A 12,380-nucleotide genomic window follows, 5' to 3' on the forward strand; every position below is an offset into this window, starting at 1 on the left:
AAGGATAGCTGACAATGATGCGCACCTTGGCTTTCACCACTGCGCTGGCTCTCACCGCCGGCGCGGCCTTCGCGCAGGATCCCCACTCCGGCCACGCCGGAATGCACCCGCAGGCATCAGCCGCCTCGGGCATCGTCACCAACCCCGCTGACGGCGCCATGACGCACGGCTCGCCGGAGCGCTTCAACGTGACCTTCCCCCATCCGATGATGCTCAGGACCGTCACCCTGACGATGGAGGGCCAGGCGCCGATTGTGGTCACGGCCCCGGAAGCGCCCGCCGCTCTGAGCGTCGGCGCCCCCTTGCCGCGTCTCGCGCCCGGAATCTATCGGGCGACGTGGGCCGCAGAGGCGCCGGACGGCCACCGGATGACCGGGACCGTCAGCTTCATGGTTCACTAGGAAGGGCGCGGCCCGAGGCTCCGGCCTCGGGCGCTTTGGGCGCTCATGTCTCGTCCACCGAAACCCGGGAGATGGCGTCGGCGGCCTGCCGTTACAGTTTCACGCTTCGCAGTCGCGCGGCGTTGGCGATCACGCTGACCGAGGACAGCGCCATGGCGGCGGCGGCGATGATCGGCGACAGCAGAATGCCGAAGACGGGGTAGAGCACGCCCGCCGCGACCGGCACGCCCAGCGCGTTGTAGATGAAGGCGAAGAACAGGTTCTGTCGGATGTTGCGCATGACCGCGCCCGACAACTGCCGCGCCCGGACGATCCCGGTCAGATCACCCCTGAGCAAGGTGACCCCGGCGCTCTCCATCGCCACGTCTGTGCCTGTGCCCATGGCGATGCCGACATCGGCGGCGGCAAGGGCGGGCGCATCATTGACCCCGTCTCCAGCCATCGCGACGACTTCGCCTGCCGCCTTGTGCCGCTGCACCACGGCGCTCTTCTGATCAGGAAGAACCTCGGCCTCGACCTCGTCGATGCCGAGCTGGCGGGCCACGGCTTTCGCCGTCGTCCAGTTGTCGCCGGTCAGCATGACCACTCGTATTCCCTGCGCCTTCAGCGCCGCTAGCGCTTCGGGCGTCGAGGCCTTGACCGGGTCGGCAATGGCGAAGATCGCCGCGACGCGGCCATCGACCCCCATGAAGATCGCCGTCGCTCCATCCTCGCGCAGCCGGTCGGCCTCTTCAGCCAGCGGCGCCACGTCGACGCCCTGTTCAGCAAGGAATTTCGCATTGCCGAGCGGGATGCGCTGGCCGTCGACTACCCCCAGCGCCCCCTTGCCGGTCGGCGAGTCGAAATCGGCGACCGGCGCGGTCGTGACGCCACGCTCCTCGGCCGCCCGCACGATGGCGAGCGCCAACGGGTGCTCGCTGGCCCGTTCCACGCTGGCGGCGAGACGCAAGGCTTCCTCTTGCGTGAACCCCGGTGCGGCGACGATGGCTGTGACGGCCGGCCGGCCCTCGGTCAGCGTGCCCGTCTTGTCGACGATGATCGTGTCGACCTTTTCCATATGCTCAAGCGCCTCGGCGTTCTTGATCAGGACGCCCGCCTGCGCGCCTCGCCCGACGCCGACCATGATCGACATCGGCGTGGCCAGTCCAAGCGCACAAGGACAGGCGATGATCAGAACCGAAACCGCCGCGACCAGGCCGAAGGAGAAGCGCGGCTCCGGCCCCCAGACCGACCAGGCGATGAAGGCCAGGACGGCGACGGCGATGACCGCCGGCACGAACCAACCCGCCACCAGATCGGCAAGCCGCTGAATCGGCGCGCGCGAGCGCTGCGCCTCGGACACCAGTTGGACGATCTGCGACAGCATGGTGTCGCGCCCGACCTTCTTGGCCTGGATGACCAGCGCCCCGGACTGGTTCATGGTCCCCCCGATCGCCGTCGCGCCGATGTCCTTGGTCACCGGCATGGACTCGCCCGTGACCATCGATTCATCCACGGCGCTGCGCCCTTCGACCACCTCGCCGTCAACGGGCACCTTTTCGCCAGGACGCACGCGCAGTCGGTCGCCGACCTGCACCGAATCGAGCTGGACCTCTTCTTCGGTCCCGTCGCCGCGAATGAGCCGGGCCGTCTTCGGGGCCAGATCAAGCAGGGCGCGGATCGCGCCGCTGGTGCTCTCGCGGGCGCGCAACTCCAGGACCTGGCCAAGCAGCACCAGGACCGTGATGACCGCCGCCGCCTCGAAATAGACGGCGACCGAACCGCCCGGCTGCCGGAAGGCGTCAGGGAAGACGTTGGGCGTCAGCGTCGCCACCACGCTGTAGGCCCAGGCCGCTCCCGTGCCCATGGCGATCAGGGTGAACATGTTCAGCTTGCGGGTGACGAGCGATCGCCAGCCGCGCTGAAAGAACGGCCAGCCCGCCCAGAGAACCACGGGCGTCGCGAGCGCAAGCTGCAGCCAGTTCGAAATCCCTTGGCCGATCACATGGTTCAGGCCGAGGAAGTGCCCGCCCATCTCCAGCACCACCACAGGCAGCGCCAGCACAAGCCCGATCCAGAACCGCCGCGTCATGTCGATGAGTTCTTCGTTCGGCTCGGCTTCGAGACTGACCAGAACCGGCTCCAGCGCCATGCCGCAGATCGGGCAGGACCCCGGCCCGACCTGCCGGATCTCCGGATGCATAGGGCAGGTATAGATCGTCCCCTCGGGCGCCGGTTCGGCTTCTGCGGCGGCCACGGGGTTGAGATATCGATCAGGCTCGGCCAGGAACTTCGCCTGACATCCCGCAGAGCAGAAATAGTAGGTGCGGCCGCTATTGTCCGCCCTGTGCGGGGTTGAATGCGGATCGACCGACATGCCGCAAACCGGATCACGGGCGCTGTGCGACCCGTTATGAGCAGCTTGGTCCGAAGAGGCGTGAAGGTGTTCCATATCTCGATCCAGATTGCTTTGCGGAAATACTGGACCAATCCGGAGAGCGAATACAGGCGCCACCGGCACGCTTAGAAATCCGCCAGGCCGGTAGTCATCGCCCGAGACGGCTAGGGTCAACACAGGTTTTCTCGCTGGATTCCCTTGACCCTGACACGGTTGGATGCCCCAGCTTGAGCGACATGAGACCCAGACAAGGAGAAATCTCATGGAACTCCGAATAGAGAAGATGACCTGCGGGGGGTGCGCCCGATCCGTAACCCGGGCGATCCAATCCCTCGACCTGAATGCCAGGATCGAGGCCGATCCTGCCTCTCGCATGGTCAAGGTCGAGACGACGGCGACCATGGCGGCCGTTCTTCAGGTTCTCGAAGAAGCCGGGTATCCCGCAGTCGCGGGCTGAGAAACAGCGGTCCAGGTCTGGGCCGAGGCTGCGATTGAAAAAGGCCCGCCGCGAGGAACTCGCGGCGGGCCTTATCTTTGGGCCGCAGTGGCCAGGGGCGAACCTACGTGAGGGGCTCCTGGGGGTATAGAAGACGTCGGCGTGCATATCCTCCCTCTGCAGGCCGCGTGCAAAGGTCGCCTCCATGGCCGCATCCACCATCTGCGGCGGTCCGGCGACATAGGCTTTCCATCCAGCGAGGTCGGCGAGATCCTGCTCCAAGGCCTGCGTCACGTATCCGCTCCGATACTGCGCGGACGGTCCTTCGGACAGAACCGGCGTGAAGGTCAGGTTGGCGTGCTTTCTGGCGAGGGCTTGGAAATGTTCGACAAGGTAGAGGTCGCGCACGGCTCGAGCTCCGAAGTAGACGTGAACCGGCTGATCCATTCCGTGAGCGAGGGCGGTTTCGACAATCGACTTGATGGGCGCGAGCCCCGAGCCGCCGGCCAGGCACAGGATGGGACCTGAATGGTCTCGGCGCAGAGCGGAGGAACCGAGCGGGAATTCGAGCTGGGCCTGGTCGCCGGGGCTCAGGGCGTCATGCACATGCTCTGAGGTAGCGCCGCCCGGGACGCGGCGAATGTGGAATTCCAAGCTATCGCCGCCCGGGCGGTTGGCCATGGAATAGCTGCGGGAGGGGACGCCCTTGAAGCTGACGTGCGCATACTGTCCGGCGGAAAAGTGCAAGGGCGTTGCGTTCTCGGGGACGATTCGAACCAGTTTGATGTCATGGGTCAGGTCCTCAAGCCAGGTCACGACGCCGTTCATACGATTTGAGGGTTGGGCGGCGTCAGGCTCGTCGCTGTCTAGCCAAGCCACGGCCGCATCCGTAAGAGGAAGCGCTCGACAGGCCAGGATCAGGCCTTGGGCCTTTTCTTCCTCGCTGAGGGCGAAGCGTGAATGTGGGAGTAAATCCATCTCGCCTTCAATCAGCCTAGACTTGCATGAGCCGCAGCGTCCCGACCTGCAACCATGAGGATAGGCCACGCCGGCAGCGAGCGCCGCCTCCAGGAGGGTCTGGCCAGGCGACGCTTCAAGGCTGATCCCGACCAGCCGGATGTCAATGCGATTGACCGTCATCACACCGGTCCTCAGGCGTTTTTCGTCAAACCGAGCGCCTTGGTCAGACCTGGCTTCTGGCTCGGGAATGTGCCGTAGAAGACTTCTGTGCCGACCAAGGTGATCGGCGCCACCCGCACGCCCGTGCGGGCCTTGGCCTCTTCGGCGATCTGCGGTTCGGTCAGATCGCGTTCTTCATAGGCGACGCCCTGCTGGGTAAGCCACCGTTTCAGGGCGTGGCAGTCGGGACAGGTCGGGGTGGTGTAGATGAGCACGTGGGGCGGGGCGTCGATCATGGCGGGGCCTTCTTCAAGGTGACACGGCTGTAGGCGCGCCGATCGCTTTTCGAACTATCGGCGACGCAACCATTGTTCGGCCAAGGGTCGAGCTTCCAGCACTGGTAAGGTCAAGGGGCTTCGCTCCGGCCCCGAGACAGGCATTTCGAAAGCGGCCACGGGTATTGGCGACGGTCAGATGCGGCGCATGCGTCGATCGCCGGCCCGTGTGCAGTTGGGTCGTGATCGCAGCCTTCGCCGGTCAGCCTCTCCTAGGCATTCGGATTTTCAGCTCGGGGTGTAGGACAGGCCGGCGACCTTGCCGGAGTGGTCCACCCTGTGAGGCAGGCCGGCCTTGGCGTCATCGGTTCCGCCTGCGCGCATTCGCAGACTGGCGGAAAGGGCGCGTGCCAACGAAGTCGGGAGGCTTGACCTTACAAGGGTTGTAGCTGGCACCAGCCGTTGATCGGTAGGAGAGCACCCCGGCATCGGGCCGGAATTCGCGGCGCTCCTCAGGATCGGAACGAATGCGAATATCGAAGAAAGCTGCGGTGGTCGCAGCAGGAGGCCTCCTGATCGGCGCTGGCCTGATCTACGTGGTCCAGGACACCCCCTTCGCGCAGGGCGCGGCCGCTGCGCCGGGGACGCCGACGGTCCCCGTCGCACAGGTGATTACCCGCGAAGTTGCGCCGGCCGCCGAGTTCACCGGCAGTCTGGCGTCGCCGGAAGCGGTCGACCTTCGGCCCCAGGTCAGCGGGCCGATCCAGAGCGTCAGTGTGCCCGAGGGCGGGTTCGTACGCCGCGGTCAGCTGTTGTTCCAGCTGGATTCCAGGCCGTTCCAGGTCGCGCTCGAAGCCGCCCAGGCCCAGTTGTTGCAGGCGCAAGCCCAACTGACGCAGGCTGACGCGGATCTTGGCCGCGCGGAAAGTCTGGCCCCCAATGGCGCGGTCTCGGTGAAGAGCCTGGAGACGGCCCGGTCGACGCAACGTGAACGGCAGGCCCAGGTGCAGGCGGCCCGTGCAGCCGTGAATGCGGCGCGTCTGGACCTCTCCTACACACGCGTGACGGCGCCCATCAGCGGCCGTGTCGACCGCATCATGACGACCAAAGGCAATGTGGCGACGGCGGGCGCGACCGTGCTGACGACGATCGTCTCCGTAGACCCCCTCCAAGTCTACTTCGACATTGATGAAGCGACCTATCTCGACTTCGTCGCCCGGGCCCGTCCGGACAGCGCCGGTCGCACCACGGCGCAACTGCCGGTGCGCATCGGCCTGATGAACGAAGAGGGCTATCCTCATACAGGCGTGCTCGACTTCATCGGCGCGCAGGTCCATCGCGGCACGGGTACGGTGCGGGCCCGCGCGGTGATCGCCAATCCCGAAGGCCGACTCGCGCCGGGGCTGTTCGCGCGGATCCGACTGGATACCGCCGCCCCGCAACAGGCGGTGCTCATAGACGACCAAGCCGTCGGCTCGGATCAGGGCCAGACCTATGTTCTGGTCCTGGGGACAGGGAACAAGGTCGAGTACCGCGCCGTCAGCCTTGGCCGTGTGGTGGACGGTCTGCGCGTCGTCGAGAGCGGGCTGGAGCCCGGTGAAACGATCGTCATCAAGGGGCTGGTGCGCCCCGGCATGCAGATTACGCCGCGGCGCACGTCCATGCAGTCTCCTGCCGCAGCAACCGCGCCGGCCGCGCGCGCAGCGACGCCTGCAGCGGAGGCGGTGCGATGAGGTTTCCCCGCTTTTTCATCGACCGCCCTATCTTCGCGGTCGTGCTTTCGGTGCTGATGCTGATTGCAGGCGGGCTCGCTCTGCTGCGCCTGCCGCTGAGCGAATACCCGGCCGTGACGCCGCCCATGATTCAGGTCACGGCTGCCTATCCGGGGGCGAGCCCCGACATCGTCGCGGCAACCGTGGCCGCGCCGCTCGAGCAGGCCATCAACGGCGTCGAGAACATGCTCTACATGAGCTCCCAGGCGTCCAGTGATGGCCGGATGTCGATAAATATCTCCTTCAAACAGGGGACGGATCCGGATCTTGCGCAAATCCAGGTGCAGAACCGGGTGGCGCGGGCCCTGCCACGCCTTCCGCCGGAAGTGCAGCAGATCGGGGTGGTCACCGACAAGACCTCTCCCGATGTCCTGATGGTGGTGCACATGCGGGCCACGGACAAGCGCTACGACCCCCTGCACGTCTCCAACTATGCGGCCCTGAACGTCCGGGATGAACTGGCGCGTCTGCCCGGCGTGGCCAATGTCCTGATCAGCGGGGTGGGAGAGTACGCCATGCGCGTCTGGCTGGACCCGGCCAAGGTCGCGGCCATGGGGCTCACGGCCAGCGATGTCGTCGCCGCCATCCGCGAACAGAACGTCCAGGTCGCCGCCGGTTCGGTCGGTCAGCAGCCGGACGCGCGCTCGGCCTATCAGATTTCCGTTAACGCCCTGGGGCGGCTGACCACCGTTGAACAGTTCGGCGACATCGTCGTGAAGGCCGGTGAAGAAGGTCAGACCGTCAAGCTGAGCGACGTGGCGCGCATCGAGATGGGTTCGGACGCCTACACCATGCGCAGCCTGCTGAACGGCCAACCCGCCGTGGCCATGCAGATCCTGCAAAGCCCAGGCGCCAACGCGCTCGATGGCTCGAAGGCCGTGCGCGCGACCATGGAGCGCCTGAAGACCGACTTTCCCGAGGGCCTGACGTATGAGATCGCCTATGATCCGACGATCTTCGTGCGCGCCTCCCTGAAGTCCGTAGCCGTGACCTTGCTCGAGGCGACGCTGCTGGTGGTTCTGGTGGTGGTGCTCTTCCTGCAAAGCTGGCGGGCGTCCATTATTCCGCTCGTCGCCGTGCCCATCTCCCTGGTGGGCACGCTTGCTATGATGCATCTGTTCGGCTTCTCGCTGAACACCCTGTCGCTGTTCGGTCTGGTGCTCTCGATCGGCATCGTCGTCGATGACGCCATCGTCGTCGTCGAGAATGTCGAGCGGCACATCGCCTTGGGCAAGTCGCCCAAGGAGGCGGCGCGTGCGGCCATGGACGAAGTGACGGGACCGATCCTGGCCATCACCGCAGTGTTGGCGGCGGTCTTCATCCCGTCTGCCTTCCTCTCGGGCCTGCAGGGCGAGTTCTATCGGCAGTTCGCCCTGACCATCGCCATTTCGACGATCCTCTCGGCGATCAATTCGCTGACGCTTTCGCCGGCCCTGGCCGCCGTCCTGCTTCGTCCTCACCTTGGCGTCACCGAGCGGGACCGACTGACCCGCCTGATTGATCGCTTGTTCGGCGGCTTCTTCTCGCGCTTCAACCGTTTCTTCGACAGGTCGTCCGAGCGCTACGTCTGGTCGGTACGTCGGGTCGTTCGCGCCAGCGGCGCGGTCGGCATCCTGTATCTGGGCTTCCTGGGCCTGACCTGGCTGGGCTTCCATCAGGTGCCCGCGGGTTTCCTGCCGATGCAGGACAAATACTTCCTGGTGGGTGTCGCCCAACTTCCTACCGGCGCGTCGCTGGACCGGACAGAGGCCGTCGTCCAGCGAATGTCGGACACGGCCATGGCTGAACCCGGGGTCCAGAGCGTGGTCGCCTTCCCGGGCCTGTCGTCCAACGGCGGGGCCAATCTGCCCAACTCCGCACTGATGTTCATCATGCTTGATGACTTTGACGAACGGACAACCCCCGAGCTGACGGCCAACGCCATCGCCGGCAAGCTGATGGGCAAGTTCAGCCAGATCCCTGACGGGTTCGTCGGCGTGTTTCCGCCGCCTCCGGTCCCCGGCCTTGGCGCTCTCGGCGGATTCAAGCTTCAGATCGAGGATCGCGCAGGCCTGGGTTACGAGGCGCTGGCCCAGGCGCAGGCGGCGGTTATGGCCAAAGCCATGCAAACGCCGGAACTGGTCGGCATGCTGGCCAGCTTCCAGACCAACGCTCCGCAGCTGCAGGTCAGCGTCGATCGCGTCAAGGCCAAGGCACAGGGCGTGACTCTATCGGACGTCTTCGAGACGATGCAGATCAATCTTGGGTCTGTCTACGTCAACGACTTCAATCGCTTCGGTCGAACCTACCGCGTCATGGTGCAGGCCGACGCCCCCTTCCGCGAGCAGGCCGAGGACATCGGTCAGTTGAAGGTGCGTAACGGCGCTGGAGAGATGATTCCGCTCTCGGCCTTGGTCACCATCACTCGCAGTTCAGGGCCTGATCGGGTCATGCACTACAACGGCTATCCCTCGGCTGACATCAGCGGCAGTCCGGCGCCGGGCTATTCTTCGGGCCAGGCCACGGCGGCTATCGAGCGGATTCTTGACGAAACCCTCCCCCCTGGCATGACCTATGAGTGGACCGATCTGACGTTCCAGGAGAAGCAGGGCGGCAATACCGCCATGTTCGTCTTCCCTCTGGCGGTGCTGCTGGCTTTCCTCATTCTGGCAGCTCAGTACAACAGCTGGTCGCTGCCGCTGGCCGTCCTCTTGATTGCGCCGATGGCCCTTCTGTCCGCCATCGTGGGCGTCTGGCTCTCGGGGGGAGACAACAACATCTTCACCCAGATCGGCTTTGTCGTTCTCGTCGGTCTGGCCGCCAAGAACGCGATCCTGATCGTGGAGTTTGCGCGGGCCAGGGAAGACGAGGGCGTCGATCCGCTCAACGCCGTGCTTGAGGCGGCGCGGCTTCGCCTGCGACCGATCCTCATGACGTCGCTCGCCTTCATCGCCGGTGTCGTGCCCCTCGTCCTGGCTTCAGGCGCGGGTGCGGAGATGCGCCAGGCCATGGGGGTGGCCGTCTTCGCGGGCATGATCGGCGTGACCCTCTTCGGACTGATCCTGACGCCGGTCTTCTACGTCGCCGTTCGCCGCTTCGCGATGCGGGCAACACCCCGCGCCGTGTCGGCGCCAGCGGTCGCGCCGGACTGATCCCAGGGTCTCCAAGGGCCTCCATCCGTCGCCGCCTGGTCGGCGGCGGATGGTCGGGCTTTCACTCCTATTTCTAAGGACCGCCATGTTTGCTGTTCCTCTTGCAGCCTCGCCGCGAAGCGACTTCGTGCCCTCCGGGCCCTCACGTCCCCGCATCGGCGCCCATTCCTTGAGGGCGTTGCGTCATGCCGCGACGCTGACGGCCTTCGCCCTGTTGGGCGGCTGCGCCTTGTCGCCGGTCTATCAACGCCCTGAGGCGCCCGTCGCAAATGCCTATCCAACCGGGGACGCCTACGATCCGGCGGCCGCCGTTGCGATGCGCAGCCTGGCGGCCGATATCGGCTGGCGCGACTTCTTTCAGGATCCGATCCTGCAGGTCCTGATCGAGAGCGCCCTCGACAACAACCGCGACATCCAGATCGCGGCGCTCAACGTCGAGACGGCGCGGGCGGCCTATCGCGAGCGGCGCGCCGAACTGCTGCCGCGGGTGGACGGCGTCGCGACTTCGACGTCGCAGCGCACGCCAAGCGACCTCGCCGCGCCCAGAACGCCCGAGATCACCCGGGCCTACCAGGCGTCCGGCGCCGTCTCGGCCTGGGAACTCGATCTCTGGGGACGAGTCCGCAGCCTGAACGATCAGGCGTTGGCCGCCTATCTTGCCCGGGAGGAGACACGGTTGTCGGTTCAGCTCTCTCTCATGGCGGAGGTCGCCAACGCCTATCTGACGCTGCGCGCCGACCAGGCCATGCTGCGTCTCGCCGAGGAAACGGTCGCAACGCAAACACGCGCCTTCGCTCTAACCCGGCAGCGCGCCGAGGCCGGTGAAGCGGGGCGGATCGACATGCACCAGGCCGAGGCCGCCCTGCGCGGCGCCGAGGCGGATCGCTCTGCCTACCAGCGGCAGGCGGCGCGGGACCGGAATGCTCTGGTTCTTCTTCTGGGGCGCCCGATCACGCCGGAACTGAGCGCCAGTCTGGATGGGGCCGACACCTTGCCCGACGATCTGGCCATGGCCGATCTGCCGCCCGGCCTGCCGTCCGAGCTGCTCATTCGTCGTCCGGATATTCGCGCGGCGGAACAAGCCTTGATTGCGGCCAACGCCAATATCGGCGCCGCAAGGGCGGCCTTCTTCCCGGCCGTCAGCCTGACGGGGTCGATCGGGTCGGCCAGCAGCGATCTCGACAGCCTGTTTTCGTCCGGGACCCGGGCATGGGGCTTCGGGCCTCAGATCACCACGCCGCTCTTCAGGGGCGGGGCTCTGCGCGCGAGCCTCGATCGCGCGCATCTCCTCAAGCAGATCGAAGTCGCCCGCTATGAACGGGCGGTTCAGGTCGCCTTCCGCGAAGTGGCGGACGGATTGGCCGGGCAGGGGACGTTCAGCGACCAGATCTTCTCGGAAATGCAGCGTGTCGATGCGAGCCAGACGACCTACGACTTGGCCGAGCAACGGTTCCGCGAGGGCGAGGACAGCTATCTCGCCGTCCTTGACGCGCAGCGAACACTCTACGGTTCGCAGCAGGCGCTGATCCGTGCCCGCCTGATGCGCCTGAGCAATCACGTCGACCTTTACAAGGCTCTCGGCGGCGGATGGGCGGAGCACTCCGTGACGGCAGCCCGTCCTGTCGAACCTGAAGCCTGAAACTTCAGGATCGGTCGCTCGCCGTCCTCAAGACTTGCGTCTGTTTCCGTGCGACAAGGCTGCCGCGCTCCTCACATCACAACGGCGCGCTGATGAGGATGCGCTGGTGCTCAAAGAGCGCCCGGCTCATGTCCCACGGTGTCGCCATCCGGCATTCCGTGGGAAGCGCGTTCCGCCAGCGGAAGCCTTCAGGTTTCCAGGCGATCCGACGCATCTGGCATCCTCATGTGCAGCTGAACCAGGCGAGGCGAGTGGGCGACGGCGTGGGGAACCTGGGTCTGTCGCAGGCCCAGGTCGGCCTTCGAGGCTGGCGGCTCGGGCGCCTGAGGCGTGAGAAGCGGCGGCGGGAGATATTCTGCGAAAGCGGCCGCCAGCCAAGCGGGCCTATGTCCGGAGCGACATGGGCCAGCGGCATTCAGGAAGACAGCGCCGGGAACCAAGAGCTCCGCCTGCCCATCCCAGCCTCAGTGCCCATGCCTCATACAAGAAAGCGCGCCGGCGTGCCGCGCGCTTGAAGTTCGGCAGGCGAGGACGTCCTGCCGTCCGGCCTGATTCTTGGGGCCAACCCGGCCTTCATCATCGCGATCTGGCCTTGCTGAGCGGTGATGACGTTCGGGCACGGGCCCTCACCCCGGAGTCCGTGCCTTCTCGAGGGCGACACTACGCGGCATGGATTGCGGAGGCGGAGCGGCCTGCAGCGGCGTGCTGAGACGCCGCTGTGGTCTTCGTTCATTGCACGAGACGAGCCACGGCGCCGCGGCGAGGCTTGATGGTTCGATCCTCGTCCTTGGCGTCGGTCTCCAGGCTTTGCAGGATCGGGCAGTGCGGGCGGTCGTCTCCATGGCAGGCGTTGACGAGCACGGTCAGCGTACGGGCCATGTCTTGGAGGCCCTTGATCTTCTTTTCCAGTCCCTCGATGTGGACCTGCGCCATTCGCTTGACCTCGGCGCTCTGTCTGGTCTCGTCGCGCCACAGGCCGAGAAGGTCGCTGATCTCTGCGATCGAAAACCCGAGGTCGCGCGCCCGCCGGATGAAGCGCAGCATATAGGCATCGGTGTCCGAATAGTCTCGGTAGCCGGAAGGCTTGCGGTCGGCAGCCGGAATGAGGCCGGTCTGCTCGTAGTAGCGGATCATCTTGGCGGAAACGCCGGAGGCCTTGGAAGCCTGTCCAATGTTCATCGGTATTCTCCCTGAACGCGTGCGGCGGTCGATCCAAAAGCCGGACCAACC

9 protein-coding genes are annotated in these 12,380 nt (G+C 65.9%); 4 read left to right on the plus strand and 5 right to left on the minus strand.

The window, feature by feature from the left end; all coding sequences use genetic code 11:
• Positions 1 to 14: 14 nt before the first annotated feature.
• On the plus strand, positions 15 to 401 hold the full coding sequence (locus D8I30_RS11715; protein ID WP_121482901.1) for a copper resistance CopC family protein: 387 nt from the start codon (positions 15 to 17) through the stop codon (positions 399 to 401).
• Between the two features lie 91 nt (positions 402 to 492).
• Here D8I30_RS11715 and D8I30_RS11720 read toward each other — a convergent pair whose 3' ends face one another.
• From D8I30_RS11720 to D8I30_RS11735, 3 genes are all read right to left on the minus strand, one after another.
• On the minus strand, positions 493 to 2,832 hold the full coding sequence (locus D8I30_RS11720) for a heavy metal translocating P-type ATPase (RefSeq protein ID WP_121482902.1): 2,340 nt from the start codon (positions 2,830 to 2,832) through the stop codon (positions 493 to 495).
• Positions 2,833 to 2,926: 94 nt separating this feature from the next.
• Complete coding sequence (locus D8I30_RS15130) at positions 2,927 to 4,354, minus strand: 2Fe-2S iron-sulfur cluster-binding protein (protein WP_430804823.1); 1,428 nt, start codon at positions 4,352 to 4,354, stop codon at positions 2,927 to 2,929.
• An 11-nt stretch (positions 4,355 to 4,365) separates the two neighbouring features.
• On the minus strand, positions 4,366 to 4,629 hold the full coding sequence (locus D8I30_RS11735; protein ID WP_121482904.1) for a glutaredoxin family protein: 264 nt from the start codon (positions 4,627 to 4,629) through the stop codon (positions 4,366 to 4,368).
• A 506-nt stretch (positions 4,630 to 5,135) separates the two neighbouring features.
• On the opposite strand from D8I30_RS11735, the gene D8I30_RS11740 reads away from it, so the two are divergent.
• From D8I30_RS11740 to D8I30_RS11750, 3 genes are all read left to right on the plus strand, one after another.
• Entirely contained in the window at positions 5,136 to 6,341 is a 1,206-nt protein-coding gene (locus D8I30_RS11740) for an efflux RND transporter periplasmic adaptor subunit (RefSeq protein ID WP_121482905.1), read from the plus strand.
• Positions 6,338 to 9,511: an efflux RND transporter permease subunit gene (locus tag D8I30_RS11745; RefSeq protein WP_121482906.1), complete on the plus strand. Its 3,174-nt coding sequence runs from the start codon at positions 6,338 to 6,340 to the stop codon at positions 9,509 to 9,511. The genes D8I30_RS11740 and D8I30_RS11745 overlap by 4 nt, the downstream gene beginning before the upstream one ends.
• 85 nt (positions 9,512 to 9,596) lie before the next feature.
• Positions 9,597 to 11,150, plus strand: coding sequence for an efflux transporter outer membrane subunit (locus D8I30_RS11750; RefSeq protein WP_121482907.1), 1,554 nt, complete (start codon positions 9,597 to 9,599; stop codon positions 11,148 to 11,150).
• A gap of 76 nt (positions 11,151 to 11,226) precedes the next feature.
• Here D8I30_RS11750 and D8I30_RS14490 read toward each other — a convergent pair whose 3' ends face one another.
• Complete coding sequence (locus D8I30_RS14490) at positions 11,227 to 11,364, minus strand: hypothetical protein (protein ID WP_162938893.1); 138 nt, start codon at positions 11,362 to 11,364, stop codon at positions 11,227 to 11,229.
• A gap of 515 nt (positions 11,365 to 11,879) precedes the next feature.
• On the minus strand, positions 11,880 to 12,329 hold the full coding sequence (gene cueR / locus D8I30_RS11755; protein WP_121482908.1) for a Cu(I)-responsive transcriptional regulator: 450 nt from the start codon (positions 12,327 to 12,329) through the stop codon (positions 11,880 to 11,882).
• Positions 12,330 to 12,380 lie beyond the last annotated feature (51 nt).

It is taken from the genome of Brevundimonas naejangsanensis (assembly GCF_003627995.1).
GTDB classification, from domain to species: domain Bacteria; phylum Pseudomonadota; class Alphaproteobacteria; order Caulobacterales; family Caulobacteraceae; genus Brevundimonas; species Brevundimonas naejangsanensis_B.